The organism is Haloferax chudinovii, from assembly GCF_042663345.1.
GTDB classification, from domain to species: Archaea; Halobacteriota; Halobacteria; order Halobacteriales; family Haloferacaceae; genus Haloferax; species Haloferax chudinovii.
This window is the reverse complement of the sequence record NZ_JBHTAB010000002.1, coordinates 398,675-425,286: the sequence shown is the minus strand read 5'-3', so window position 1 is coordinate 425,286 and position 26,612 is coordinate 398,675. Positions and strand designations below refer to the sequence as shown.

The following is a 26,612-nucleotide window of genomic DNA, read 5'->3' as shown; positions in this document are numbered from 1 at the left end:
GGAGTTATTCGTCCTCGCCGGTGAGCGCGGCGCGGATGGAACGACGGACCTGCTTGCCGGCGGGGGTCTGCGGGCGGTAGGTGCCGCCGGTGAAAATCTCGCCGGTCTCCTCGTTCTTCCAGACACCGGTTTCGACGCGGGTGACGTCGTCGCCGTCGACCTTGGAGTTGCGCATCTCTGCTTCGATTTCCTTGACGCGGCGCCGAGCGACGCGGCCGTACCGCGCGCCGAAGCGCCCGGAACTACCGACGGATCGTGCCTTCTTTTCGGCCATAGTACCGCGAACTACCTCGCCGGTATGGATAAACCCTACGAGTCGTCTCGGGATGTGACGGGCCTAGACACCGCTTTGTCGCCGGCGCGCGTACGGGAGGTTATGACACGACACATAGTGGTGGGTGCCGGTCCCGTCGGACTCGCGGTGATGGAACAGCTCCGAGAACGCGGGGAGGACGTGGCCGCGGTGACCCGTCACGAGCCGGAGTTCCTTCCCGAGGGCGTCGAGAGCCGCCTCGCGGACGTGCTCTACCCCGACCGCGCCGTCGCCGCCTTCGCGGGCGCGGACGTCGTCTACCACTGCGCTCAACCGCCGTACGACGAGTGGCCCGAACTGTTCCCCGACCTCACCCGCGGCGTCGTCGCGGGGGCCGAAGCCGCCGGCGCGCGCCTCGTCGTCGCCGAGAACCTCTACATGTACGGCCCGGCGCAGGTCCGTCTCACCGAGGACCTCCCCTATGCCGCCACCGGTCCGAAGGGACAGACCAGAGCCGAGTGCGCCGACATCGTCCTCGACGCCCACGAGGCGGGCCGCATCGAGGCCACCATCGGCCGGGCCAGCGATTTCTTCGGCCCGCGCGTCCGCGAGTCGGCCGTCGGCGAGCAGGTGTTCGGGGCCGCCGTCGCCGGCAAGCGCGCGAAGGTGTTCGGCGACCCGCGACTCGCCCACACCTACACCTACGTCCCCGACTTCGCGCGGGCGCTCGTCCTCCTCGGCGAGCGTGACGAGGCGCTCGGCGAGGTCTGGCACGTCCCGAACCCCGAGACGGTGTCGACGCGCCGCTTCGTCGACCTCGTCTACGAGGCCGCCGACATCGACCCCGGCTTCCCGCACATCATCGCCGCGCCGGGGGTCGCGCTGACTCTCGGCGGCTACCTGAGCGCACCGCTGAAGGGGCTCGCGGAGATGCGATACGCCTTCGAGGAGCCGTACGTCGTCCGCGACGCGAAGTTCCGCGAGGCGTTCGGCGACGCCGTCGAACCGACTCCCCTGCGAGACGCCGTCGCTGAGACGGTCGCGTGGTACGAGTCACAACGCGACGAAGCCGACGCCGAACCGATTCGAATCGAGACGCTTCCGGAGGGGGCCGCCGAGTCGGCCTGAGTCGCTCACTCGATTCCGGCTCGGCGTGTTTTCCGCCGCTACTCGTCTTGTAACCCGTCTTCGCGCAGTGCCTCGTTCAGGTCGTCGCGGACGCGCTCGCCCGTCTCGCGGTTCATCGCCGTGGTGACGATGCGGTTTTCTTGGACGCTCGACCCGTCGCGGAGCAGGAGCCTGACGTTGCCGTTGCCGTCGGCGCGGGTGACCTTCGCCCGGAGCCCCGTCCGCGACCCGGTGCCGCCGGCGTCGATGGGGCCGGGGATGACCTTCTTGACGTGCGGGTGGCCGGCGACGACGCCGATTGCCCGGCGGCCCCGTCGCCCGCCGATGAGCGTGCTGTGGCTCCCGCCCAGTTTCTCCGCGGGCGGGATGTCGACGACCTCCAGCGTCCGCTCGCCGCGGGTATCGAGGACGCGCTGGACGGGGTCGTCGTCGGAGACGCGGTAGAACTCGTGGTGGAGTTGCGCGCGCGTCTCGCGCAACGGGTCGCGCTCGCCCGCGGCGTACACGGTTTCGGGGCGCTTGCGCCGAATCTCGTCGGCGACGAGGCCGGCGAAGTTGCGGAGTTGGACCACCTTCGTCTCGTCGTCCGACTCGGGTATCGTCGTGACCGTCGTCTCGCCGAGCACGCCTTCTTCGTCGAGGAACGTCAGCGTCGCGCGGTCGGCCGCGAAGACGGCCACAACGGCGTCGCAGTTGGCGGTGTTGCAGGTGAGACAGTAGTCTCCCGGCTTCTCTAACGGGTTTCCACACCGCCGACAGTGCATATCGACTGTCGGGTGTGCGCGTACAAAAGGTCGTTTATGCGATTCGAGCGGGCCTCCGCCCCGACCCGGGACCCGACCGGCGAAACATATTCGTCCCCGTGTCCGAGACTCCACTCCGTATGCGCCGCCGCGCCCTTCTCGCGTCGCTGTCGCCGCTCGCGCTCGCCGGCCTCGTCGGACTGGTCGCGCTCGCGGCGGACCCCGAGACGACCGTCCGCCTCGCGACGCAACTGGGCCGGTCGGCGCTCGACACGGCCCGGGGGGTCGCCTCGTATCTCAGTCGGGCCGCACCGCTTTCGACCGCGCTGTTCGCCGCCCTCGCGTGGGTCGCCGCCGGGAGCTTCCGCGCCTTCGTCGCCCACCGCGACCCCTCGGACACGCGGACGACCGCCGAACACGCGTTCGCGCTCGTCGCCTCGGCGACCGTCCCGCTCGTGGCCGTCTTCGCCCGAGACAGGCCCGTCGTCGTCGCCGGCGTGGGCGTCGCGCTCCTCGCCGCCGCCGGAGCCGTCTTCGCCGGCCGCTCGAACGCCGAGGGCGTCGTCACCGGGTCGCTGTACGCGATGGCACCCGTCGCCCTCGCCAGTGTCGTCGCGTCGCTCGCCGCGGGGCCCACGGTCGCCCGAACCGCCACGCTGGCGCTCCCGCTGGCCATCGGCTACGTGCTCGGCGTCGCCAGTGCCCGCGGCCGATTCCGCCTCGCCGCGACCGTCTCCGCGCTCGCGTTCGCCGTCCCCGCGTGGTCGTACTTCCCGCCGGCCGCGGAGGCCACCGGCTTCGACCCGGAGTCGGTCGGCCTCGCGGTCGGCTTCGCGGTCGCCGCGACGCTCCTCTCGCTTCCCTTCGCGGCCATCGGCTACGCGACCACGCGCACCGCGGACGCGACGCGACGGGCCGGAACGGGTCCCGCCGCGAGCGCCGTAGAACAGTAGGTTCGCGTCTCGATTCGATTTTCAGAGGTCGAGCGGCCCGGCCTTCAGGTACTCGCGCATCACGGCCGTCGCGTACGAGCCGTGGGGGAGCGCGAAGTCGAAGACGAGGTCATCAGCGCCGTCGGCGTCGCCCTCGCGGTCCACGTCGAGGTCGGTGCGGACGAGAATCGCCCGTCGCGTCCCGGTCGACCGGAAGTTGCCGGGGAGGTCGAAGTCGCCCGGCTCGAGGTCGAGGTCGTCGAGGACGGCCCGCTCGATGTCGCCCTGTTCGCCCTCGGCGAGTTCGGTGTCGGTGCCGACGAGCGGGGCCGTGACGAACGCGCGGCCGCGTTCGATGTGGCGGCTCATGACGTCGACGCGGCGGCCCGTCGCGGTCTGGAGACGGCTCACGTCGGGGAGCTCCAACCCCTCGGGCGCGTCGCGGTCGGCGAAGCAGACCACGTCGCCCTCGACGGGTTCGTCGAACGGGAGGCCGCGGTCGAGGCGCTCCGAGAGCATCCGGTTGAACGCGTAGGACTGCGCGGCGTTGACGAACAGGCGCTGGAGGTTCGACGGGACCGATTCGAGCGCGTTGCGCCAGTCCTCGTCGGTCTCCGCGCCGTCCTCGGCGAGGCGGTGGAGCATGCCGCGCTCGTAGCCGAGGTAGCCCGGTATCCGGTCGAGCGCGCGGTGCCAGTCGGGGTGGCCCGACGCGGCTTCCTCGTCGACGACGGCGCGACCCTCCTGAGTCTCCTCGGGTTCGTCCTCGGTCGGCCCGCCGCAGTACGCCAACACGGCCTCGCGCCACTCGCCGCGGACGACGTGGAGGCCGACTGTGTGGGTAATCGGGCGGATACTACCGAACCGCTGGTGGCCGAAGACGTTCGGGACGCCGACGCGGCCCTCGCGGCCGCCGAACTCGGCGAGCGCGTCGGTGACGGCCGCGGCGTGCTCGGGGCTTTCGGGGTCGCGGACGCGGATGCGGAAGCCGTTGCCCGCGAGGTCGCCGAAGTTCAGCGTGCGGCCGAGGCGGCCGACCACCTCGATGTCCGCGTTCGGAATCTCGGGCACGGCGGCGGCGTCACCGCCGTTGACGGTGAACAGTTGGGTCGTCACGGCGTGTTTGTCTTTCGTGCCGGCCCACGCGACGCGCTCTCTGCTCGCGCCGAGTTCGTCGGAGAGCCGCCCGGCGAAGTCGTTGGTGTCCCAGCCGCGGAGGGTGACGCGGAGCACGAGGTTCGGGAAGTCGCCGGTCGGCGCGTCCGGCGGGCGGACGTTCAGCGAGTCGAGTTCGAGTTCGCGCACGCGGAAGTCCTCGGGGGCGACGCGGAGGCGGCCGCCGACGCCGTCGGCGTCGCTCACGTAGCTGTCGATGCCGACCGCGCGCTCCAGCGGGTGTGCCTCGCGCATCAGTACAGCGAGAGGTCGCCGGTCACGCGGTCGATTTCGTCGTCATCGGCGGGGCCGACGGCGAGCGCCGTCACCGTGCCGGGGTCGAGTTGCGTGTGCCCCGCGTCGCGGATGATGGCGTGGGGGATGCCCGCCCGCTCGGCCTTGTCGGCGAGTGCGAACAGTTCGGACTCGCCGTTGGCCTTGAGGACGACCTTCTTCTGTCCGCCGCCCTTCCAGCGCTTCCGCGTCTGCGAGTCGGTGTCCTCGTAGGCGGACAGCGAGGCGTGGGCGACCTGCGCGGCGAGCTTTCCCCGGCCCATGCCGAGGTCGGCGCGTGCGACGATGGCCTGTTTCATGCCCGCTACTCCCCGCCGACGCGGTAAATGTCCTCCCATCGCGGGCGTCACGCCGGCGGGCAGAAGACATTTCCCCGACATCTCCGTGGTTCGACCGATGACAGGTCCCCGAACGCCCCTCCGCAAGCCGCGCGAGTACTTCGCGTCGCGGCCGCGACCGCTCGACACCGGGCGCGCACTCGCCGTCGTCGGGCTCGTGACGCTCGTCGTCGCGGCCGCCACCGGCGGCATCCTCGTCACGTTCACCCAACAGCTCGACCAGCGAGTCAGCGTCGACAACCCCGCACACGCGCCGGATTGGATGTGCGAGAACTACGAGGAGGGCGGCCCGTTCGCCGACATGGACGCGCCAGCGGGCTGTGACCCGTCCGTGCCCGAACAGCTCGACGAGCGCCTCGGCGACCTCGTCTGGGACGAACTCTCGTGGGTCCCGTGGGCGATGCTCGTCGGCGTGCCGCTGTTCTGGCTGTTCGAGGCGGCGGTGCTCCACCTCGGCACGTCGCTCGTCGGCGGCGAGGGCGGGTTCGCCGAGACGCTGACGGTCGCCGCGTGGGGAATGGTCCCGAGCGCGGCCCGCGCTCTCGCGCTCGCCGGCTCCCTCGCCTACGTCCTCCCGCGAATCGACCTCCCGTCGACGCCCGACGCCGCGGTCGCCGCGATGCAGTCGGCGCTCTCCGGCTTCGGCCTCGTCAGCGGGGCCGTCGTGGTCGTCACGGTCGCGTGGGCGACGTACGTCCGCACCTACGGGATGGCCCGCGCCCGCGACCTCGACGTGGGGTCGGCCGCCGTCGTCACCGTCGGCCTGAGCCTCGTCGGCCTCCTGTTCGAACTCCTCTGAGCCGCGCGGGGTGGGGGCGTCGCTCCGTCGAGGCGGGGGCGCTGTCGCCCCGCCGAGAAGGTGGATTTACTTGTCCGCGACGCCCTCCCTTCGAGTATGATACTCTCCGACTCGGACATCCTCGCCCGCCTCGCCGAGGGTGACCTCGTGGTCGACCCGATAGACGACGTGGACATGCAGGTCCAGCCCGCGAGCGTCGACCTCCGTCTCGGCACCGAATTCTTGGAGTTCCAGCGCACGAACATCTCCTGTATCCACCCGAACCGCGAGAGCGAGGTCTCCGAGTACGTCCGCGAAACCCACGTCCCGGAGGGCGACGACTTCATCCTCCATCCCGGCGACTTCGTCCTCGGCACGACCAAAGAGCGCGTGGAGATTCCCGCCGACCTGCTGGCGACCGTCGAGGGCCGGTCGTCACTCGGCCGCCTCGCGGTCGTCATCCACGCCACCGCGGGCATCGTCGACCCCGGCTACGAGGGCCAAATCACGCTCGAACTGTCGAATCTCGGCACCGCGCCGGTCGCGCTCACCCCCGGTATGCGTATCTCGCAACTCGTGTTCACGGAGATGAAGTCGCCCGCGGACCGCCCCTACGGGGTCGAACGCGGCTCGAAGTATCAGGGCCAGCGCGGGCCGCAGGCGTCGCGGCTCAGTTCCGACCCCGAGTTCGGTGGTGACGAATGAAGTTCATCGAGGAAATCGTCGTGGACGCGTTCCTCCCGACGTTCCGCGCGCTCCTCGCGGAGGACCTCCGCGACCGCGGGTTCACCCAGTCGGAGGTCGCCGAGGCGCTCGGCATCAGCCAGAGCGCCGTCTCGAAGTACGCCCACGGCGAGGTCAGCACGAACGAGCGGGTCGCCGCCGACCCCCGCGTCGTCGACCTCGTCTCCCGCGTCGGCGACGGCCTCGCCACGGGCGATATGACGCCCGTGCAGGCGCTCGTCGAGGCCGAGGTCCTCATCCGCCAACTGGAGGAGGGCGACCTGCTGTCCGACCTCCACGAGGAGGAGATGCCCGAACTCGCCTCCCACGACGGCTTCCGGAGCATTCACGACCCCGAGGGCCGCCTCCGAACCGTCGAGCAGGTCCGCTCGTCGGTCCGCCGCGGCCTCCGCATGCTCACGAACACCTCCGGCTTCGCGGGGCTCATCCCGAACGTCGGCTCCAACCTCGTGGAGTCGCTTCCGGACGCCGACAGCGTGGACGACGTGGCGGCCATCCCCGGCCGCATCTTCGACGTGAAGGGACAGGCGACCGTCCCCGGCGAACCAGAGTTCGGCGTCAGCGGCCACGTCGCGGGCGTCCTGCTTTCGGCCCGCGCCGCCGGGGCCGACGTGAACGCCGCGCTCAACATCGTCTACGACGCGGGCGTCATCGCGGACCTCGAAGCCGCGGGCTACGAGTGCATCGAGTTCGACCCCGACGCGCCGACCGACCCGGTCCGCGAACTCCTCACCGCCCGCGACCTCCCGGAGACGTTCGTCGTCTACCAGAGCGGCGGCTACGGTATCGAACCCATCACGTACATCCTCGGCCCCGACGCGCCCGCCGTCGCCGACGTGGTCCGCGTCCTGCTCTGAGGCTCCCGTCCCATGACAGCCGAACAGTCCACCTCTGGTTCTCGCCCCCGCTCCCCGTCGTCTGTCGCCCAGTCGTTCTACACCCGCTGGGCGACGCTCTACGACGCGCTCGCCCGCCGCGCGCCCGGCGTCGGGAGCGTCAGAACCGAAGCCGCCGATGCGCTCGCGCTCGACCCGGGCGAGACGGTCGTCGAGATGGGCTGTGGGACGGGTGCGAATCTCCCGTATCTCGCCGAGCGCGTCGGCCCCGCGGGGACCGTCGTCGGCGTCGACTTCTCTCCGGGCGTCCTCGACGTGGCCCGCGAGCGAACCCGCGAGTACCCGAACGTCCACCTCGTTCGCGCCGACGCGACCCGGCCGCCGGTCGCCCCCGAACTCGCCGAGTCGCCGGACGCCGTCCTCGCCACCTTCGTCTCGGGGATGTTCGGCGACCCCGCGACCGTGGTCTCGTCGTGGGCGGACCTCGTCGGCCCCGGCGGGCGACTCTGTCTCGTCGACCTCGCGGCGACGACCGACCCGCGCTGGCGACCGCTCAATCCGGTGTTTCGGGCGCTCGTCCGCGTCACCGCGCCGCCGGGGTCGCGCACGATGCGCGCGTCGCCGACGAAGCTGTTGAACCGGCGGCTCGTCGCGGCCCACCGGGCGCTCGAGTCGCGGTGTCGGGTGACCCACCGGACGACCCACGCGCTCGGCTTCGCGCGGGTTCGTGCGGGCGTGGTGGAGTAAGGAACAGATTCGGGAGCCGCGCTGTCGCTACGTTTCGGGAGTCTTCGATACGAGCGAAAACGGGCCGGGAGCGACCCGAAAAAGTGTCAGAGGCGTCGGGGGTGCCGACAATCGGACCGCAGGCGGGCGTCAGTCGTCGGCCGGAGCGGGCCCGGAGATGCTCACTTCAGGTGCATCGCGGCCGAGTTCGTCGAGACAGGACTGCGCCGCCTGACGACCGGAGAGCAACATGGCACCGAACGTCGGCCCCATGCGCGGCAGGTGGTGCGCGGTGGCGACGGCCATGCCGGAGGCGACGACGCCGGGGTGGACGACGCCCGTCGCGTCGACGATGCTGTCTTCGCTCTCTGCGACCCACATCGAGTCGTGGCCCGGCGAGTCGTGGCCGGGCGCGCCGTACTCGCCGTCGGCGGTGTTGTCCATGCCCGTGTTGTGTTCCTTGGCGTGTTCGATGCCGCTCACGTCGAGGACGCCGCGCTCGGAGAGCTTCGAGAGGACGACCGCGTCGTGGCCGGTCGCGTCGAGGACGAGGTCGGACTCGACCGCGATGGGGTCGACGCAGGTGAGTTCCCGCGGGAGCGCGTGGACCGGCGTCCAGTTCATGACGATGCCGCCGACGCGGTCGCCCTCGCGGAGGACGACGTCGGTGAACTCCGTCATGTTCTGGATTTTCGCGCCGGCGTCGCAGGCGGCCTTGATGAGCGCGGAACAGGCGTGCGGGCCGTCGGCGACGTACAGCCCCTCGGCCTCGTCGCTCTCCTCGTAGGGGACGCCGAGTTCGTCGAGGACGCGCTGGGCCGGGTCGCGGACGGTCACCTTGTTCATCAGGAAGCCGCCCAGCCAGAAGCCGCCGCCGAGGTAGTTGTTCTTCTCCACGATGGTCACGTCGACGCCGCGTTCGGTGAGTTCCTTGGCCGCGACGAGCCCGGAGGGGCCGCCGCCGACGACGATGACCTCGGTGTCGGTGCGCTCGCGGAACTCCTCCATCCACGAGTCCGAAATCGCGCGCGTGACCTGTGCTTCCGTCGCGTCGGTGAATCCGTCGAACGGCATACTACCTAGCGATACCACCTAGTAGTAAAGTCTGGTGGTCGCGGCCGCGGCGACCTAGCTATATCACGGTCTATTGTGTATGTTACTGTCATGGCGTACGTAGTCAAGATGCCCAAACTGGGACTGGAGATGAAGTCGGGTGAGCTCTCGGCGTGGCTCGTCTCGGAGGGCGACGAGGTCACCGAGGGCGAGCCAATCGCCGAAATCGAGTCGGAGAAGACGACCGCGGAGATTGACGCCAAGGAAGACGGCGTTCTGCGGCGCGTCGTGCTCGCCGAGGGCGAGTCGATAGCGCCCGGCGGCGCGTTGGCCATCGTCGCCGGGGCGGACGAGGACATCTCCGGGTTGGAGGCGGACGCGGGCGTCGGTGCGGGCGGCGACGAACCCGCCGCGACCGACGACTCCGCGGCGGACTCGGGCGCGGCCGAGACGACCGAGACGGCGGCGGCGACCGGAGACGCCTCGTCTGTCGCGAAGCAACGCCCGAGCGGGTCGGATGGCCCGTCGGGGAACGGCGAGGTCCGCGCGTCGCCGCGCGCGAAGCGGCTCGCGGACGACCTCGGGGTCGACCTCACGACCGTCGAGGGCTCCGGGCCGCAGGGCGCAATCACCGAACGCGACGTGGAAGCCGCGGCCGAATCCGGGACGGCCGCGGAGACCGACGATGGGGGGGCCGCCGCCGGGACCGCCGACACGGCGGACAAGCGCGTGTTCGCCCCGCCGAGCGCCCGCCGCCTCGCCCGCGAGCTCGGCGTCGACATCGCGGCGGTCGAGGGCACGGGACAGAACGGTCGCATCACCGAGTCCGACGTGCGGGCGGCGGGCGGCGCGAGCGCGGCGGCAACCGACTCCGCGGCGGCCGCCGGAGCCGAGGCGACCGCCGCGAGCGAGCCGGTCGAGACCGAACGCCCGCTATCCGGGATGCGCCGCACCATCGCCGACCGCCTCGGCGAGAGCTACCGCGAGGCAGTCCACGTCACGGTCGACCGCCGCGCGGACGCGGAGGAACTGCTCGCCGCGGCGAACGCCGCCGACGACGCCCTCGGCGTGGACGTGTCGATAACGGACGTCCTGCTCCTCGCACTTTCGGCGTCGCTCGACGAACACCCCGAGTTCAACGCGACCTTCGAGGACGGCGTCCACAGGCTCCACGAGGAGCACAACGTCTGTGTCGCGGTCGACATCGACGAGGGACTCATCGCGCCGGTCGTCCGCGACGTGGCCTCGCTGTCGCTCGCCGAACTCGCCGAGACCCGCGCCGAGACTACTCAGCGGGCGCTGTCGGGTGATTTCACGATGGACGACCTCTCGGGGGGGACGTTCACCGTCTCGAACCTCGGCGTCCTCGGCGTCGAGTCGTTCGACCCGGTCATCAACCCGCCGCAGGTCGCCATCCTCGGCGTCAACGCGATTCGCCGGGAGGCCGTGCCGACCGACGACGGCGACGTGGCCGTCCGGCGGGTCATCTCCTTTTCGCTGTCGTTCGACCACCGCATCGTCGACGGGGCGGACGCCGCCCGCATGCTCGGCACGCTCGTCGAACACGTCGAGAACCCGTGGTCGCTCGTCATCGCCGCCGGCGGGCGGTGAAAAAGGCTCACTCGAGCCTGAAGCGCCCGTCGTCGGCCGCCCGTTCGAGGACCGCCTCGACGTCGACCAGTCGCGGGCCGTCGCTCACCGGTCGGAGGTGGACGGTCCCGTTTCGCACCTCGTGTTCGCGCTCGCCGTCGACGCTTATGACCCCGCGGTCGACCTCGAACGCGTAGTCCTCGCCGTCGTCGAGGACGCGGTGTTCGGCCACGTCGACCGTCGAGAGGTTTCCGGGGACGGTAATCGCTCTGACCGTCGTGGCCGGGCCGGTCGCCGCGTCCGCCGCATCCGGCGCGTCTGTCCCGTCAGCCCCGTCGCGGGCCAGTCGGAAGCCGACGCCGCCGGGGTCGTCCGGTCGGTGTGTGACGAGACCGCCGGCGATGCCCGAGAGCCCGATTTCCGCGGGCGACGAGCGCGAGACGACGCCGCCGACGATGTCGCTCGGGTCGAGAATCGCCCGCGTGCCGACGAAGGGGCGGTCGAGGATGCCGACGGTGGCGAGTCCGCGGATGACCGTCGTCTCCTCGGACCGGACGACGTCGACCTTGACGGTCCCGTGGCGCGTGGTTGTCTCGGCCGCGGGTACCGCACCGCTTCCGACGAGCGCGGCGGCCGCGCCCGCGACGGTGCCGTCGACGGGCGTCGGGACGACGTTGTTCGTCCCCGTCGAGATGCTCACGACCGGCACGTCGCCGATGGTCTGGGCCACGTCTCGCGTCGTGCCGTCGCCCCCGAGGACGACGACGGCGTCGGCGTGGTCCGCGAAGTGGGCCGCGGCCGCTCGGCTGTCCTGTCCCGACGCGGTGACCGTCATGTCCACGAAGTCGATGCCGATTCGGTCGGGCGCGTCGTCGACGATGCGGTCGGCGAGACCCGTGTTGTCCGGCATGACCAGCACCTCCACGTCGTCGACGAGCGTCAGCCCCGCGAGGACGCAACCCGCGGTGCGGCGTTTGGCGTAGTTGTTACTGACGCTCGCGCCGCCGGTGAGCCTGCGGATGTCGCGGCCGGCGGCGGGGTTGACGACGAGACCGATTGTGGTCGTCACTCACACGATGCGGTTGATTGCGGCTTCCACGTCGGAGCCGTGGGGGAGCACCTCCTCTTCGAGCGCGGGGCTGAAGGGAATGTGGACGTCGGCGACGCCGACCCGCTGGATGGGGGCGTCGAGGCTGTAGAACGCGTTCTCCATGACGCGCGTCGCGACCTCGGCGTGGGTCCCGTACGACAGCGGGCTCTCGTCGGCGATGACGAGGCGACCGGTCTTCTTGACGCTCTCGACCAGCGTCTCGGTGTCCATCGGGTAGAGCGACCGGAGATCGATGACCTCGACGCTCGTCTGGCCCGCGAGGTCCTCGGCGAGTTCGAGCGACTCGCCGACCATGCGCTGGGTGGCGACGACGGTCACGTCCTCGCCCTCGCGCTCGACGCTCGCGGTGCCGATTGGGATGGTGAAGTCATCGTCGAGCGGCACCTCGCCCTGCTGTTCGTATATCTGCTTGTTCTCGAAGACGATGACTGGGTCGTCCGACCGGATTGCCGACTTCAGGAGTCCCTTGGCGGACGCCGGCGTCGCGGGCGCGACGGCCATCACGCCGGGGAAGTGGGCGAACCACGTGTGAATCGTCCCGGAGTGCTGGCTGGCCGCACCGCTCCCGCCGCCTTCCGTCGTTCGGACGGTGACGGGCATCTCCGTCTTGCCGCCGAACATGTAGCGGTTCTTCGCCATCTGGTTGATTATCTGCTCGGAGCAGACGCCCATGAAGTCCGAGAACATGATTTCGACGACCGGCCGCGTCCCGGTCGCCGCCGCGCCGACCGCCGCGCCCATGAAGCCGGCCTCGCTGATGGGTGTGTCGCGGACGCGCTTCTCGCCGAACTGCTCGACGAGGTCGCCCGTGACCTCGTAGACGCCGCCGAACTCCCCGACGTCCTCGCCCATGACGAACACGTCGTCGTCGCGTTCGAGTTCCTCGCGGAGGGCGAGCCGAATCGCCTCTCGGATGGTCATCTCCTTCGTCTGATCCGGGCCCGTCCCACTGCTGGTCTCGGTGCTCATCGGTCCTCACCTCCGTCGGCCCGCATCCCGCTGGAGAAGTCGCTAATCTCCGGGACGGCCGCGTTGAACATGTCCTCGTACGCCTCGCTCGGGTCCGGGTACGCCGTGTCCTTTGCCTTCCCGACGGCGTCTTCGATCTGCTGGTCGATTTCGGCTTTCATCTCGTCGAACTCGTCTTCGGTTATCGTCCCCGCGTCCACGAGCCGTCGCTTGAACGTCTCGATGGCGTCGCGGTCCTTCCAAATCGCCACGTCCTCCTCGGTCCGATACGGCTGTTGGTCGCCCTCGAAGTGGCCGTGGTACCGATACGTCTCGGCCTCGATGAACGTCGGCCCCTCGCCGTCGACGGCCCGCTTGCGCGCCTCCTTGACGGCCTCGTAGACGGCGGTGATGTCCATCCCGTCGACGGTGAAGCCGGGGATGTTGTACGCCTCCGCGGTCTCGCTGAGGTTCTGGACGTTGTGCTGTTTCTCGACGGGCGTCGCCTCGCCGTACTGGTTGTTCTCGACGAGGAACACCGCCGGGAGGCCCCACGTCGACGCGAGGTTGATGGCCTCGTGGACCTGTCCCTGTGCGACCGCGCCGTCGCCGAAGAACGCCAGCGAGACGGTGTCTTCGCCTTTCAGGTGCGACGTGAGCGCGGCACCCGTCGCCAGCGGCGGTCCCGCGCCGACGATGCCGTTCGCCCCGAGCATCCCCGCGTCGACGTCCGCGATGTGCATCGACCCGCCTTTGCCGTTGCAGTAGCCGTTGGCCTTCCCGAACAGCTCGGCCATCATCAGGTCCGGGTCGAGCCCCTTCGCGATACAGTGACCGTGACCCCTGTGGGTGCTCGTGATGTAGTCGTCCGATTCGAGGGCCGAACACGCGCCGACCCCGACCGCTTCCTCACCGACGTAGAGGTGGACGAACCCGGGGAGTTCGCCGTCGCTGAATAGGTCGGCCGCCTTCGTGTCGAACGCCCGAATCGTGAGCATCCGACGAAGCGCCTCGCGCTGTCCATCCTCCGTCTCGATGTCTAGTACCACCATGTGACGTCCCAACAATTACCATGAACTATGATGACTTTTACTCAAACTGACAGCCACTAGGTTAGTCAGGCGACGAAGACTGTGTAACCGAACCACGTCAGCACGGGTCAATCTTAACAGATTACTGTCACGAGTTGGCGATTGCGAGATGGCAATCCCGTTCGACGCCCGGTTACACCGATGTCGCCTCCCAACTTTTGGTGGTCACGTCCCAACGGACGGCTATGCAAGCACTCCAGGTCGTGGTAGCATGAACATGCTCTACGAAGGCGAGTGGCGAACCGACAAGTTCGTCGCCAACAACGAGGACGGCGAGTTCGAGCGCCAGACGACCGACTTCCGCAACTGGGTCGGCGAGGACGAGCGGTTCCCGGTCGAGGCCGGGCGGTACCACCTCTACATCTGCCGCGCGTGTCCGTGGGCCCACCGCACCGCGATGACGCGCGCGCTGAAGGGCCTCGAAGACGCGATTTCGCTGTCGCTCGTCGAACCCGTCCGCATCGACGACGGCTGGGAGTTCTCCGAGGACCTCCCGGACCCGCTGTACGGCGAGGCGTTCCTCCGCGACATCTACCTCCGCGCCGACGACGAGTTCACCGGGCGCGTCACCGTCCCCGTGCTGTGGGACAAACAGCGCGAGACCGTCGTCAACAACGAGTCCCGCGAGATAATGCGGATGCTCGACGAGGCGTTCGACCCCCTCGCCGACAACGACGTGGACCTCAACCCCGACGGCTACGAGGAGGAGGTCGACCGCCTCATCGACGAGATTTACGAGCCGGTCAACAACGGCGTCTACCGCGCCGGGTTCGCAACCACCCAAGCGGCCTACGAAGAAGCCGTCGAGGAACTGTTCGACGCGCTGGACCACTGGGACGAGGTGCTCGACGACCGTCGGTTCCTCGCCGGCGACGTGCTCACCGAGGCGGACATCGCGATGTTCGCGACGCTGATTCGCTTCGACCACGTCTACCACACGCACTTCAAATGCAACAAGAAGGCCGTCCACGAGTACGACAATCTCTGGAACTACACGAAGGAGCTCTACCAGCTTCCGGGGGTCGCAAAGACGGTCAACATGGACCACATCGTCCGGCACTACTTCGTCAGTCACGGCGACATCAACCCCAAGCGCATCTACGGCGTCGGCCCCGACCTTGACTTCGACGCGGAACACGACCGCGACCGCCTCCCGGTTGCCCTCCCCGCGGCGCTGACGGTCGACGACTGAGCCGCCACTCGGTTTTCGCACTCGTCTCCGTCCCGTCTCCGCTCTCGTCGCCTTCCGCGACACCCTATTGCCGTTCGAAACGCTATTATTTCTCATGGCAAGCCGCGCGGCCCGCGCGCTCCGGCGGTTCGAACCGCCGCCGCGGGCGGTCGACTGGTCCATCTTCGCGCTCGTCGTCTTCGAGACGCTCTCGGGCGTGCTGAGCCTCGGGGCCGGCCACCCGGCCAACGGGGTCCTGTTCGTCGCCCACGGCGTCGCCGGCCTCTCGCTCATCCTTCTCGTCGGCTTCAAACTCTATCGGGTCCGCCACCGCGTGCTCGATTCGCGGCTCCGCGACCGCCACACCGCGCTCTCGGTCCTCCTCGCGGTCGTCGCGCTCGCGGCGCTCGGCACCGGCGTCGCGTGGGTGCTCGGCGTCGAGGTCCGAATCGCTTTCTGGACGCTCCTCAACGTCCACATCGGCTTCGGCCTGCTCGTCCTCCCGGTGCTTTTCGTCCACCTCCGGGCGCGCTTCCGCCCGCCCCGCAGGGTCGACTTCGCGGACCGACGCCGGGCGCTCCAGTACGGCGCGATACTCGTCTTCGGCGCGGCGACCTACCGGGCGACCGAGACGGTCGGGTCGCTCCGCGGTGTCGGCCGGCGGTTCACCGGGTCGCGGCCGCTCCCGCCCGGTGAGGGCAACGACGCCTTTCCGGTGACGAGTTGGGTCGCCGACGACCCCGACCCCGTCGACCCCGACTCGTGGTCGCTTTCGGTCGCGGGGCTGGTCGACCGCCCGCTCGAACTCGACCGGGGCGACCTCGCGCCCGACGAGACGTGGTCGGCCCTCTTGGACTGCACGAGCGGTTGGTACACCGAACAGGACTGGACCGGCGTCAGACTCGGCGACGCGCTCGATACCGCGGGTTTTCACTCGTCGGCGCGGTGGGTGACGGTCCGGTCGGTGACGGGTTTTCGGTGGTCGTTTCCCATCGCTGAGGCCCGCGAGATGCTGTTGGCGACGCGCGTCGGCGGCGACCCGCTCTCCCACGGCCACGGCGCGCCGCTCCGACTGGTCGCGCCGAACCGACGCGGGTTCCAGTGGGTCAAGTGGGTCGATACGGTCGAGGTGCGCCGGCGACGCGACCCGGCGCAGTGGCTCGCGGTGCTGGTGAGCGGGTTCGGATAGCGGCGCTCACCACGGGAGCATCCACAGCACGTCGACGAGGCGGTCCAGAATCGTCGGCCGCGCTCGGCGTCTCCGTCGCGGGTTCGTCGGTCGCCTACTCGTCGTCTCCGCCCGCGCGAATCGTCCGCTCGGCGGCGTCGAGGGCGGCGTCGGCGTCGAAGTCGGCGACGATGGCTTCCAGTTCCTCGCGCGTCGCGCCGGCGTCCCGAAGGTCGCGGGCGTGAGTCGCGACGTTCGGCACCGCGCGCACGATGTTGTCCACGATGGGGACCGTGGCGACCCGCGCCGACCGCGACATCGGGTTGAGGTCGACGACGATTTCGACTTTGTCCATCGCGCCGAGCGCCTCCGCCCGGTCGCCGTCCTCCAACGGGACGACGACCACGTCGGCGCTTCCGATGCCGTCGGCGTCGACCTTCGCGCGCTCGTGGTCGATACCCGGAATCCGCCCGTCGGCGGTGAGTCCTTTCACCTCGTCCGCGCCGTGGTCGCGCAGGTGGTCCACGATGGCCCGCATGCGCTCGTCGGTGCGGTTGAACAGGTTCACCTCGATGTCGGCGTCGACGGCCTCGGCGAGGTCGACGATTTCGCCGGGGCAGAGCGCCGCGACGTTCCCGTTGACCGAGATGACCGGGTGGTCCGCGAGCAGGAGGTGCGCCGCGGCCGCCCGCGCCGCCTCGTCCGCGCTCGGAATCGTCCGCTCGCCGAGGAGGTAGTCGAACGCCTCGCCGCGCCCCTGCGCGATGAGTCCCTGCCGGCTCGTGATACCCTTCTCGACGCCCTCCTCGATGCGGTGGCGGGTGAGAAGCGACTGGTATCTCGGGTGGCTCTCGGGAATCTCGATGTCGCTCATTGGTGGTGGGTCGTCGCCGCGGCAGTAACACGTTTTCTCATCGGAACGGGCGGGCAGACTCCCCTGTCCGCCGCCGGTCCCGGTCGCCGCCCCGGTTGCCGCCTACTCGCTCCGAAGCGTCGCGCCGGCGGGGTGGACGCGACAGCGCTCCGGGTCGTAGCCGGCGTCCGACAGCCCCGACCCGACCGCGAACACCGTCTCGCCGAGCATCGCCATCGAGCCGTCGCCGCCGGCCGCGCGCACGTCGTCGATAGCGGTTTCGACCCGGTCGGTCAGGAGGCCGGCGTCGCGGGCGAACCGCCGCGACTCGGCGATGAATCGGTCGAGCGTCGGCTCTGCGCGCAGTTCTTCGAGGGCCGTCTCCCCGGCCGCCGTGAGTGCGCTCGTGTCCCCGGACAGCACGTCGGCCGTCGAGAGACCGCCGAACGCGACGTACTCGATTTCGGGGCGCGCGGGGATGCCGTCCATCCGGCCGTACTCCGGCGCGCCGGGTTCGACCCGGACGGGCATTCCGCCGCGGGCCTGCGCGACCACGTCGCCGAGGCCGGTCCCCGCGCGGACCTCGGCCACGTGGGCGAGGGTGACGAGTTCGTTCTCCGACCGACCGCAGGAGTACAGCGCGTTCGCCGCGAGCGCCGTCCCGAGCGCCATCGCGCCCGAGACGCCGAAGCCCGCACCCAACGGGAGGTCGCTTTCGGCGTCGACGGCGGCCGTCACGCCGAGCGCCCGAAGCACGTCCGCGACGGGCGGCATCTCGACCGCCTCGCCGTCGAGGCTGACGGTGGTCTCCGGTGCCGGTTCGACCGTCACGGTGACGCCGTGCGAGAGCGTCAGTCCCGCGCCGCGAGAGCCGGCGACCGCCGGGTCGTCGGCGGGGTGGGCGCTGAAAAACCCCGTCACGTGCCCGGGCACGAACGCCGTCGCGTCGTCGCTCATCGGTGGTTCTACGACGGGGGTCGGTTAACGGTGTTGCGTTTCGTCGCGTCCGAACCCCACGCGCCTCGTTCGCGGTTCGCGCTCACTCGCGGTCGAACTCCGCCTCTCGCTTCGCCTCGCTCGCGTCGCCCTCGGGCCGACGCGCCGCGGCTGACTCCCGAGCGTCCGCGACCGTCTCCGTCTCCAACAGCCGCTCGACTTTCGCCTCGAACGCCTCCTCTGAGAGCTCGCCGGTCGCGTAGCGCCGCCGGAGCGTTTCGAGCGCGTCTTCGGTCTCGCTCGTCAGCGACTCGTCCGCGTCGTCGCCGCGACGGGACTCGTAGATGCGAACGAGGGCTATCGCGGCGGGGAGCACGCCCGCGAAGCCGACCGGGAAGACGACCCAGAACCACCACTCCCCGAGCGCGAGCAGGCCGAAGCCGACCAGAAAAATGAGCGCCACGACGACGCCGGTGACCAACTGTTCGAGCGCCGAATCCTCGTCGTCGCCCGCGTCTTCAACGGCCTCGTCGACGATTCGCTTCGGGTCGGTCATCGGTTCCCCCCGCGACGACGTTCGTGCATGGTGGTCTAACGCGTCCGGGAGCTAACGACTGTTTCGCAAACAGTGAGGCGCGTCGGTAGTGCGCCGTCGCCTCGGGCGACAGGGCTGGCGGGCTGACGTGACCCGCGTGCGCTCGTCTCGTTGGCTCGCCACGTCTTCGCCCTTACGGGCTCAGACGCTGGCGATCACGCGGGAACTCACTCGCGACGCTTCGCGTTGCTCCCTGTTCCCGCTCGTCAGGTGCGTCTCTACGGAGAGAGACGCTGGCGATCACGCGGGAACAGAACCGCTTCCCGGATGTTCTCCAGTCCGAGCATCGTCATGATGAGCCGCTCGCCGCCGAGCCCGAAGCCGGCGTGCGGGGGCATGCCGTACTTGAACATCTTCGTGTAGTACTCGAACGCGTCGGGGTCGAGACCCTGCTGTTCGAAGCCGGCGACGAGGTTGTCGAAGCGGTGTTCACGCTGGCCGCCCGAGACGAGCTCCATGTTCGGGTGCATCATGTCGAAGCCCGTCGAGAGCGTCTCGTCGTCGTCGTGGTCCTTGATGTAGAACGGCTTGATCTCGCTGGGCCAGTCGGTGATGAAGTAGTGCTCGCCGACGTCCTCGCCGAGCGCCTTCTCGCCCTCCGTGGGGAGGTCGTCGCCCCAGACGAGCTGTTCGTCGAGCTTGCCGGTCGCGTTGATGCGCTGGATGGCCTCCTCGTAGGTGAGCCGCGGGAACTCGCCGGACGGCGCTTCGAACTCCTCGGCGAGACCGAGCGCTTCGAGTTCGTCCTGACAGTTCTCCGCGACGGCCTCGTAGGCGGCCGTGACGACCGCCTCACAGACGTCCATCGCTTCGGTGTGGTCGATGAACGCCGACTCGAAGTCGATGGAGGTCGCCTCGTTGAGGTGGCGGGGCGTGTTGTGCTCTTCGGCGCGGAAGATGGGGCCGACCTCGAAGACGCGCTCCAGACCGGAGCCGACCATCAGCTGTTTGAACAGCTGGGGCGACTGGTTCATGAACGCCTCTTTGCCGAAGTACGTGATGGGGAAGAGTTCGGTGCCGCCCTCGGTCCCCGTGGCGACGATTTTCGGCGTGTTGATTTCGGTCGCGCGGAGGTCGCGGAACTGTTCGCGGACGGCGCGCTGGACCTCGGCGCGAATCTCGAAGATTGCCTTCACTTCGTCCTTACGGAGGTCGAGCGTGCGGTTGTCGAGGCGCGTCGAGAGCTCGGCGTCGACCTTACCGGAGGGGTCGAGCGGGAGCTGTGCCTCGGCCTCGGCGATGACGTCGAGGCTCTCGGGCGTGATTTCGACGCCCGTCGGCGCGCGCGGCTCTTCGGCGACCTCGCCGGTCACGGAGATGACGCTCTCGCGGTGGACGCCGAGACCCGTCTCGACGAGGTCGTCGTCCATCTCGTCTTTCTCGAACTTGACCTGAATCTTGCCGGAGGTGTCCCGGAGAATCAGAAACGCGATGCCGCCGAGGTCACGGACTTCGTGGACCCAGCCGGCGACGGTGACCGTGTCACCGGGCTCGGCGTCGGCCGTGTACGTTCGGTTTCGCATACGACGTGGTTCCCGACCGTTCGTCTTAAACATCGTGTCTTCGCCTCGCTCTGAGGCGTTCGACCGTCCAGTCTCGCCCACGGTGGGTCGAAGGCGGGTCACGATTTCTCGTGGCAGTCGGTCCCGCGGTACTTAGTCCGCGGCGCGCGTGGCCCCGGTATGGCTCCCGACTCACCGGACGCGCCCTCGGAGTCCGACCCGGCACCGAACGCCGCTCGCGCCGCCGACCTCGACTGGTCCGAAAGCGGGCGGGGCGACCGCTTCGCGTTCCGCCGGAAGCGACTCGCGGACCGCGCCGGCGGCCGCGACCTCGGCTGTTCGCTCTACGAAGTCCCGCCCGGCAAGCGGCCGTGGCCGACGCACTACCACGAGGGCAACGAGGAGGCGCTGTACGTGCTCTCGGGGTCGGGCACGCTCCTGACGCGCGAGGGCGCGGCCGACCTCGACCTCGAACCGGACACCTACGTCGCGCTCCCCGCGGGGGAAGACTACGTCAGGCAAATCGAGAACGACGGCGACGAACCGCTCCGGTACCTCGCGCTCTCGACCATGAATCACCCCGACGTGACCGTCTACCCGGACTCCGACAAAGTCGGGGTGTTCTGCGGCGCGCCCCCCGGCGGCGACACAAGCGCGCGGACGCTCCACGGCTACTTTCCACGAGACGCCGAAGTCGGCTACTGGGAGGACGAACCGACGACCGAGGAGTGACTCGCCCACGCGCCGGGTCACGGCGACGGCTCCGGCGCTGAGATTTATATACGAACCCGCGGCCATTCCGCCTCGGACATGGACGTTTCAGACCTCGAAGCCGCGTTCGCACTCCCGCTCGCCGAAGACAGCTCGGCCGACACGGCCGTCATCGGCATCGTCTCGACACTCGCGTCGCTCGCCACGCCGCTCGCGGGCGTCTTGCTCGCGGGCTACGTCGTCCGCCTCGTTCGCGCCGGCGACCGCGAGGCGGCCGCGCTCCCGTCGTTCGACGACCTCACCGGCATGGCCGTCGACGGCGCTCGTTTCTCGGCCGCGCTCGTCGCGCTCCAACTCCCCGCGGTCGGGCTCGCGACCGCCGCCCTCCCGGGTTCCGGGCCGTCGATTGCGATGCTCTCGTACGCGGCCGACCCAACGATGCTCGGGCTTCTCGGTCTCACCGCGCTCGACACCGCCACGCTCGCCGCGGCCGGCCTCGCCGCGCTGGCGGCTTCGTATCTCTCGCTTGTGGCGACGGTCGCCCTCGCCCGCGAGGGGTCGCTCGCCGCGGCGGTCCCGGTCGCGCGCGACCTGGCGTTCGACCGCTCGTTCGTTCGCGTCGCCTCCGCCGTCGCGCTCGTCGTCTTCGTCGCCCGCCTGTTCGTCTTCCTTTGCGCTTCGGTGCCCGTCGCCGGGACCGTCCTCGCCGCGACCGCGTCGTTCCTCTTTTTGGTCGTGTCGGCGACGCTCCTCGGTCGCGGCGCGCCGGATGCGCCGTCGCTCGGCGTCGACGCTCCTCGCGATTCGCACGCTGGCGGCGCAAGCCCGGAATCGGCGTAGAAGAAGACAGGTCAGCGTCGGGGATGCGAAACCGCGCCCGTGGGATTACTCGGCGAGGAGTTCGGCCGTCGCGTCTTTCGCGCCCTCGACCGTCTCGCGCACCGCGTCGACGCCCTCGTCGTGCAGGAGGTTGCCGACGACGACCGCGTCGGCGTGCTGGCCCATCTCGTAGGCCGACTCGTAGTCGTGGATGCCGCCGCCGTAGAACAGCGTCGCGTCGGTGAGTGCGTCGTGGGCCGCGCCGACCTTCTCCGGGTCGCCGTAGGTGCCCGAGTACTCGACGTAGATGATTTTCTGCCCGAACATCTTCTCGGCGACGCGGGCGAACGAAGCCACGTCCTCGGCGGACTGGTCGGTGTCGGCGTCGGTGTACTCGGCGACGGACGACTCGGGGTTCAACACGATGTACGCCTCGGTGTGGGTGCGGTCCCAGTCGAGGCCGTCTTCGATGCGGACCCACTCTTTGTGCGCGCCGGTGATCCAAAACGAGTCGCTCGCGTTGAACACCGTCGGGATGAGGTAGCCGTCCAGCGCGTCGTCGTCGATGACGACGCCGGGGTTCGACGGCTCCTGATAGATGGGCACGTCGTACTTCCCGGTGGCCTCGATGACGCGTTCCATCTTCTCCTCTGTGATGTCGAGCGTGCCGCCGATTTCGAGGGCGTCGGTGCCCGTCTCACACACGTCTTCGAACGTCTCGCCGTCGGCGAGGTCCTTGTCCGGGTCGATTTTGGTGATATGGTCCCAGTCTTCCCACGGATAGCTCATTGGTCGCTCTATGCTTGAGGGGGCGTAAAAAGCGTGCGGATGGACTGGGGGTTCCTGCGTCGTAGTGTCGGCTCTGCTAAACGATGAAGACCATACCCTTTTGTCAATTGCGCGGGCCAAATCAATTATCAATGAGCCAAGCGACGCTCTCGCAGACGCCCTATCTGAACTCTAATCTGTTCTCGGGGTACTATCTTGACGAGCGAGTTGACGATCTCGACGAATGGGAATGCGACGAGGAGGCACGGCGGGTTTTCGAGGAGCTCCGGAGCCTCTACGATCTCGAACGTGAACTCGTCGACTCGTACAAAGAAGACGAACTGCTCGATTCGTGGGTCGACGAAGTTCTCGATATTCTTGGCTTCGGGACGCTCTCGGAAACCACGCTTCTGGGTGGGGGGGGGGGGCGGATACAACGACCGCCTCCTGTTCGAATCGGCGGACAAGCGCCGTGAAGCCGCGTTCGAAAAGAAAGACAATCGCTCGGAGGCGATGTACGGCCTCGCTTCGGCAGTTCTCGAAGCTAAGCAGTGGGACGCTGACTTCACGAAGCGGTTCAACGAGCGTCGGTCATATCGGGACGCGTCGCACCAGATCAAGTACTACCTCGAACGAACGCCCGACTCGGTTCAGTGGGGCATCCTGACTGACGGCCGAAAGTGGCGACTGTACGGTACGAAGGATTACGAAACCGAGACGTTTTACGAGGTCGACCTGCCGGAGATTCTGGAGTCCGGCAATTTAGCGCGGTTCAAATATTTCTATCTGTTTTTCCGTCCCGCCGCGTTCCATGAGACCTCGGGAACGACGTTCCTCGATAGGGTTTGGAACGAGAGCGAAACCGCGGCTCAGGAACTCGGCGAGGACTTACAGGATAACGTCTTCACCGCACTCCGCGTGCTCGGAAAGGGCTTCGTCGAGACGAACAACCTCGATATCGACCCCGACGATACCATCGCACGGAACGAACTGAAAGAGCAGTCGCTCGTTCTTCTGTATCGACTGATGTTCATCTTGTACGCCGAGTCGCGGCATCTCATCGACCCCGACGACGCGGACCGAAAACAGGAGTACGAAGAGAACTTCAGCCTCGATCAACTTCGCCTCGACATCCTGGATACGGTCGGTGAGGTCGGGTCGTCGAAGACGTTCGATGACTCGTACAGCGAGTTTTCGACGTCGATGTGGAGCCGGCTCCAGAACCTCTTTTCGCTCATCGACGCCGGTCAGGAGTCGCTCGGAATCCCGCCGTACAACGGCGGTCTGTTCGACGAGGAGAGCCACGAATTCCTCGCGGACAACGATGTCGCGGACCGATATCTCGCGGAGGTGATCTACCGCCTTTCGACGACTGAGACGGCAGACGGGTTCGTCCCCGCGGACTACGCCGATCTCGATACTCGGCACCTCGGAACGATTTACGAAGGGCTCCTCGAACACGAGTTCCGAATCGCACCGACGCAGTACGCGGCGGTCACCGAAGATGGCGGTCAGATCTGGAAAGACGCGGCCGAAGTAAGCGTCGCGGAGTCAGTCGAGACTGTTGAAGCGGGCGGGCTCTACGTCGTCAACGACGACGGCGAGCGCAAGGCGACGGGAGCGTACTACACGCCCGACTACGTCGTGACCTACATCGTCGAGGAGACGGTCGATCCCCTTATTGAGGATATCGACGACACGCTCGAAGAATCGGGGCTCGAACGCGGGAGCCAGGAGTACGTCTTTCGCTTCGCCGACGAGGTGCTTTCGCTCAAGGTATTGGACCCTGCAATGGGGAGCGGACACTTCCTCACGAAAGCGACGGGCTACCTCGCAGAGCAAGTCATGGAACGCGTCCGCGAGGTCGAAGAAGCGGCCGGCGTATTCGACGAACAGGATATCCGCCGCCGCGTCTCGCGGGAGTGCATCTACGGCGTGGACCTCAACGGGATGGCCGTCGAACTCGCCAAGCTCTCGATGTGGTTAGAGACGCTCGCGGCCGACCAGCCGCTCGCCTTCTTGGACCACCACCTCAAGGCCGGGAACTCGCTCGTCGGCTCTGACATCACCGAGGTGCTGACGGACGATACCGAAGAAAACGGCGGCCAGCTCACGCTCACCCAGTCGTTCGCCCGCGTCCGACAGCACACCCTCGAACACGTCATGGAGCTGTTTCAGGAACTCCTCGCCATCGACAACGAGACGCTGGACGACATCAAGTCGATGGAGGAACTGTACGGCGAGATTCGAGACGACCCCCTGTACCACCGCTTGTTCGAACTCGCGAACGTCCACACGGCCGAGCAGTTCGGCCTCGACGTGCCGCCAGGCGTCTACGAGACGATGGCCGGCGCGGTCGAAGACGAAGCCGAGTGGGAAGAGGTTGCGGAGAAGCCGTGGTTCGCGGAAGCACAGGCGATGGCCTCCCGCGAGCAGTTCTTCCACTGGGAACTGGAGTTCCCTGAGGTGTTCTTCGGAGACGACGGAGAAATGGCCGAGGACGCGGGATTCGACGCGGTTGTTGGGAATCCGCCTTGGTTGGGAACTAGGACTGGAATAATGGCTGAGGGACTAGTCGAATATCTAAGAGAGGAATATATTTCTGCAACAGGCCAATTCGATCTTGCTGCAGTTTTCTTAGACCAAGGTGTCTCTTTGGTTAGCTCTGACCAGTCTGTTGGGTTCGTTGTTCCTAAACGAATCGCGACCAACGAATCGTACGAAGACCTTCGACGTGGACTAACTATTGATAGAAACATTCTCTCAGCTATTGATCTGGGTGTCGCGTTTGAAGGCGTAAACAATGATGCGTTAGTGATCATAATTGGTCAGACAGATAACGACGAATCCGTATTTGGTGAGCGTGTAGATCGGACCCAATTTAAATTGTGGAGTGTGCCTTCAGACATATCCAAGCTTCTCCCGTTCAATATTATTCCTGTCAATAGTAGCTCGTCAGAGATAGATGTTGTGAAAAAAGTCACAAATTCGGGTACTTCGCTAGGTCGATCCGTCTCTATTGAGCGCGGGGCAGAATGTGGTATGAATCATGAGTCGATCTCTAACGAACCTACTGAGTCTTCTTTGCCAATTGTTGATCACCTTGATGTTGGTCCATATGCGGTGAATTACTCCGGACAACAAATTGACACTAATCGGATTGATGATTCTGTTCTCAAGTCAATTGACATCTATAAGACGGTCCCCAAATTGTTGGTCCGGTTTTTAGCACCAGATCTTCGAGTAGCAATTGATGATACAGGGTACGTATCCACTAACTTGGTCTACCACGTTCAATGTGATGGCCATGTTGAGTTCTTGAGTGGGCTTCTATCGTCAAAGTTACTGAACTTTTGGTATTTCAACGCCTTCCAAAATGACGAAGTCAAGTTCCCTCACGTACAAAAATCACATATCGAATCTCTACCCGTCCCTGAGCTACCCGCTACTACTGATACTGCTGCAGACCAAACTGATATTGAGACGTGTCTCTCTTTCGTACGCTCGAATACCAAAATCGGCTCTGTGCCTGTCTCGAAGATATCGTCAAATATCGAAAGTGCTCATGGCGTGATATCACATATGGCTGATCACGCTGTATCATTTCATGAGTCGAGGAATGATCTCAACCTCTCCCTCCTCGACTACCTCGGCAACTACTCGGACGGCGACACCCTCGGCGAAATCGGTTTCCAGCAGCCGGCTCAAAGCTCCGCCGACTCGATTCTCCACGACACCACCGAAGACAAGACCAAACTCGGCATCACGGACGTCGTGTTCGAGCGTGAGAACCCAACCTCACTCACAGTCTCTGTCGGTGTCCGGTACAAACCCGATAACCCCGAAGAGTACGAAACCGACCAGTACGATTACCACTACGTCGACCCACAACCCGCGTTCCGTATCACTGACCTCACGGAGACGGAAGCGGACTTGATAGAGGCATTCGTCCCCGTCGCCGTCGACGAGGCGGGTGGGTTCGCGAACTTCCGTACGAACGCGACGAAAACCAATTCGCCCCTCGACAGACTGGAGAAGTTGACGCTTCCCGCGGTTGACGACGTGCGCGACGGACTGGCGCAGTATCTGGAGACGAAGGAACGAGCGGATGAACTGGAGGAGAAGATCGAGCGAACCGACGAACTCATCGACGAAATCGTCTACGAACTGTACGGCCTGACCGACGAGGAGATCGCAATCGTCGAGGAGTCGGTCGGGAACTGAACTTCCGCTGGAGTTTCGCGTTCTCGATTTCGGCGTCGGATTTCTGTACTATACGAAAATCGCGCCGCGATTTTCGGCCGACGACCGAACGGAGGCCGACAGGCCGAAGTGAGGGAGGAGTGCTTTTAGTCGAGGTTTTGCCGAG

The 26,612-nt window shown here is 67.4% G+C and carries 26 protein-coding genes; 13 read left to right on the top strand and 13 right to left on the bottom strand.

Features of this window, described 5'->3' with window-relative positions; genetic code table 11:
• Positions 1-4: 4 nt before the first annotated feature.
• Positions 5-274 (bottom strand): eL43 family ribosomal protein, encoded by a 270-nt coding sequence (locus tag ACFQI8_RS06370; RefSeq protein WP_008577433.1) that lies wholly within the window; start codon positions 272-274, stop codon positions 5-7.
• A 102-nt stretch (positions 275-376) separates the two neighbouring features.
• Between ACFQI8_RS06370 and ACFQI8_RS06365 the strand changes: the two genes are divergently transcribed.
• A complete protein-coding gene (locus ACFQI8_RS06365) occupies positions 377-1,381 on the top strand; it encodes an NAD-dependent epimerase/dehydratase family protein (protein WP_390243486.1) in 1,005 nt (334 codons plus the stop codon).
• 38 nt (positions 1,382-1,419) lie between these two features.
• On the opposite strand, the gene ACFQI8_RS06360 is transcribed toward ACFQI8_RS06365, so the two are convergent.
• Positions 1,420-2,145 carry a DUF2103 domain-containing protein gene (locus tag ACFQI8_RS06360; protein ID WP_390243484.1) on the bottom strand — a complete coding sequence of 242 codons (726 nt, stop codon included), beginning with the start codon at positions 2,143-2,145 and terminating at the stop codon, positions 1,420-1,422.
• A gap of 119 nt (positions 2,146-2,264) precedes the next feature.
• On the opposite strand from ACFQI8_RS06360, the gene ACFQI8_RS06355 reads away from it, so the two are divergent.
• Positions 2,265-3,077 carry a hypothetical protein gene (locus ACFQI8_RS06355; protein WP_390243482.1) on the top strand — a complete coding sequence of 271 codons (813 nt, stop codon included), beginning with the start codon at positions 2,265-2,267 and terminating at the stop codon, positions 3,075-3,077.
• A gap of 21 nt (positions 3,078-3,098) precedes the next feature.
• Here the strand turns inward: ACFQI8_RS06355 and truD are convergent, their stop codons facing one another.
• Together truD and pth2 are read right to left on the bottom strand one after the other, a co-directional pair.
• Positions 3,099-4,466 carry a tRNA pseudouridine(13) synthase TruD gene (truD, locus tag ACFQI8_RS06350; protein ID WP_390243481.1) on the bottom strand — a complete coding sequence of 456 codons (1,368 nt, stop codon included), beginning with the start codon at positions 4,464-4,466 and terminating at the stop codon, positions 3,099-3,101.
• Positions 4,466-4,804 carry a peptidyl-tRNA hydrolase Pth2 gene (gene pth2, locus ACFQI8_RS06345; RefSeq protein ID WP_004970196.1) on the bottom strand — a complete coding sequence of 113 codons (339 nt, stop codon included), beginning with the start codon at positions 4,802-4,804 and terminating at the stop codon, positions 4,466-4,468. The genes truD and pth2 overlap by 1 nt, the downstream gene beginning before the upstream one ends.
• Before the next feature lie 97 nt (positions 4,805-4,901).
• Here pth2 and ACFQI8_RS06340 point away from each other — a divergent pair, with 97 nt between their 5' ends.
• The 4 genes from ACFQI8_RS06340 to ACFQI8_RS06325 all read left to right on the top strand — a co-directional run bounded on the left by ACFQI8_RS06340 (position 4,902) and on the right by ACFQI8_RS06325 (position 7,948).
• Positions 4,902-5,642 (top strand): YIP1 family protein, encoded by a 741-nt coding sequence (locus ACFQI8_RS06340; protein ID WP_390243479.1) that lies wholly within the window; start codon positions 4,902-4,904, stop codon positions 5,640-5,642.
• 96 nt (positions 5,643-5,738) lie between these two features.
• Positions 5,739-6,326, top strand: coding sequence for a dCTP deaminase (dcd, locus tag ACFQI8_RS06335; RefSeq protein ID WP_390243478.1), 588 nt, complete (start codon positions 5,739-5,741; stop codon positions 6,324-6,326).
• Complete coding sequence (locus tag ACFQI8_RS06330; RefSeq protein WP_390243476.1) at positions 6,323-7,222, top strand: thiamine-phosphate synthase family protein; 900 nt, start codon at positions 6,323-6,325, stop codon at positions 7,220-7,222. The genes dcd and ACFQI8_RS06330 overlap by 4 nt, the downstream gene beginning before the upstream one ends.
• A 12-nt stretch (positions 7,223-7,234) precedes the next feature.
• Complete coding sequence (locus tag ACFQI8_RS06325) at positions 7,235-7,948, top strand: class I SAM-dependent methyltransferase (protein ID WP_390243474.1); 714 nt, start codon at positions 7,235-7,237, stop codon at positions 7,946-7,948.
• A gap of 129 nt (positions 7,949-8,077) precedes the next feature.
• Here ACFQI8_RS06325 and ACFQI8_RS06320 read toward each other — a convergent pair whose 3' ends face one another.
• The gene (locus tag ACFQI8_RS06320; RefSeq protein ID WP_390243473.1) at positions 8,078-9,001 is read right to left on the bottom strand and encodes a sulfide-dependent adenosine diphosphate thiazole synthase; all 924 of its coding nucleotides are present in this window, start codon (positions 8,999-9,001) and stop codon (positions 8,078-8,080) included.
• A gap of 90 nt (positions 9,002-9,091) precedes the next feature.
• Here ACFQI8_RS06320 and ACFQI8_RS06315 point away from each other — a divergent pair, with 90 nt between their 5' ends.
• Complete coding sequence (locus tag ACFQI8_RS06315) at positions 9,092-10,591, top strand: 2-oxo acid dehydrogenase subunit E2 (protein ID WP_390243471.1); 1,500 nt, start codon at positions 9,092-9,094, stop codon at positions 10,589-10,591.
• Positions 10,592-10,598: 7 nt separating this feature from the next.
• On the opposite strand, the gene ACFQI8_RS06310 is transcribed toward ACFQI8_RS06315, so the two are convergent.
• From ACFQI8_RS06310 to ACFQI8_RS06300, 3 genes are read right to left on the bottom strand one after another with little or no spacing between them, the layout of a single operon-like run.
• Positions 10,599-11,639: an NAD(+)/NADH kinase gene (locus tag ACFQI8_RS06310; protein ID WP_390243470.1), complete on the bottom strand. Its 1,041-nt coding sequence runs from the start codon at positions 11,637-11,639 to the stop codon at positions 10,599-10,601.
• Positions 11,640-12,650: an alpha-ketoacid dehydrogenase subunit beta gene (locus ACFQI8_RS06305; RefSeq protein WP_390243469.1), complete on the bottom strand. Its 1,011-nt coding sequence runs from the start codon at positions 12,648-12,650 to the stop codon at positions 11,640-11,642.
• Entirely contained in the window at positions 12,647-13,681 is a 1,035-nt protein-coding gene (locus ACFQI8_RS06300) for a thiamine pyrophosphate-dependent dehydrogenase E1 component subunit alpha (RefSeq protein ID WP_390243468.1), read from the bottom strand. Before ACFQI8_RS06300 ends, ACFQI8_RS06305 begins: the two co-directional genes overlap by 4 nt.
• A gap of 250 nt (positions 13,682-13,931) precedes the next feature.
• Here ACFQI8_RS06300 and ACFQI8_RS06295 point away from each other — a divergent pair, with 250 nt between their 5' ends.
• Together ACFQI8_RS06295 and ACFQI8_RS06290 are read left to right on the top strand one after the other, a co-directional pair.
• Complete coding sequence (locus ACFQI8_RS06295; RefSeq protein WP_390243466.1) at positions 13,932-14,912, top strand: glutathione S-transferase family protein; 981 nt, start codon at positions 13,932-13,934, stop codon at positions 14,910-14,912.
• 94 nt (positions 14,913-15,006) lie between these two features.
• A complete protein-coding gene (locus ACFQI8_RS06290; protein ID WP_390243464.1) occupies positions 15,007-16,080 on the top strand; it encodes a molybdopterin-dependent oxidoreductase in 1,074 nt (357 codons plus the stop codon).
• A 94-nt stretch (positions 16,081-16,174) separates the two neighbouring features.
• Here the strand turns inward: ACFQI8_RS06290 and ACFQI8_RS06285 are convergent, their stop codons facing one another.
• The 4 genes from ACFQI8_RS06285 to aspS all read right to left on the bottom strand — a co-directional run bounded on the left by ACFQI8_RS06285 (position 16,175) and on the right by aspS (position 19,966).
• Entirely contained in the window at positions 16,175-16,933 is a 759-nt protein-coding gene (locus tag ACFQI8_RS06285; RefSeq protein WP_390243462.1) for a 4-phosphopantoate--beta-alanine ligase, read from the bottom strand.
• A 102-nt stretch (positions 16,934-17,035) separates the two neighbouring features.
• Positions 17,036-17,869, bottom strand: coding sequence for a pantoate kinase (locus ACFQI8_RS06280; protein WP_390243461.1), 834 nt, complete (start codon positions 17,867-17,869; stop codon positions 17,036-17,038).
• Positions 17,870-17,951: 82 nt separating this feature from the next.
• Positions 17,952-18,404 carry an SHOCT domain-containing protein gene (locus ACFQI8_RS06275; protein ID WP_390243460.1) on the bottom strand — a complete coding sequence of 151 codons (453 nt, stop codon included), beginning with the start codon at positions 18,402-18,404 and terminating at the stop codon, positions 17,952-17,954.
• 257 nt (positions 18,405-18,661) lie between these two features.
• Complete coding sequence (gene aspS / locus ACFQI8_RS06270) at positions 18,662-19,966, bottom strand: aspartate--tRNA(Asn) ligase (protein WP_390243458.1); 1,305 nt, start codon at positions 19,964-19,966, stop codon at positions 18,662-18,664.
• Between the two features lie 159 nt (positions 19,967-20,125).
• Here aspS and ACFQI8_RS06265 point away from each other — a divergent pair, with 159 nt between their 5' ends.
• Both ACFQI8_RS06265 and ACFQI8_RS06260 read left to right on the top strand, forming a co-directional pair.
• On the top strand, positions 20,126-20,677 hold the full coding sequence (locus ACFQI8_RS06265) for a cupin domain-containing protein (RefSeq protein ID WP_390243456.1): 552 nt from the start codon (positions 20,126-20,128) through the stop codon (positions 20,675-20,677).
• 78 nt (positions 20,678-20,755) lie between these two features.
• Entirely contained in the window at positions 20,756-21,496 is a 741-nt protein-coding gene (locus ACFQI8_RS06260) for a DUF4013 domain-containing protein (protein WP_390243455.1), read from the top strand.
• Between the two features lie 45 nt (positions 21,497-21,541).
• Here the strand turns inward: ACFQI8_RS06260 and ACFQI8_RS06255 are convergent, their stop codons facing one another.
• Positions 21,542-22,264: a phosphoglycerol geranylgeranyltransferase gene (locus tag ACFQI8_RS06255; protein WP_390243453.1), complete on the bottom strand. Its 723-nt coding sequence runs from the start codon at positions 22,262-22,264 to the stop codon at positions 21,542-21,544.
• A gap of 131 nt (positions 22,265-22,395) precedes the next feature.
• On the opposite strand from ACFQI8_RS06255, the gene ACFQI8_RS19445 reads away from it, so the two are divergent.
• Complete coding sequence (locus tag ACFQI8_RS19445) at positions 22,396-22,719, top strand: hypothetical protein (protein WP_417373275.1); 324 nt, start codon at positions 22,396-22,398, stop codon at positions 22,717-22,719.
• Between the two features lie 37 nt (positions 22,720-22,756).
• Positions 22,757-26,467 (top strand): Eco57I restriction-modification methylase domain-containing protein, encoded by a 3,711-nt coding sequence (locus ACFQI8_RS06250; protein WP_417373273.1) that lies wholly within the window; start codon positions 22,757-22,759, stop codon positions 26,465-26,467.
• Positions 26,468-26,612 lie beyond the last annotated feature (145 nt).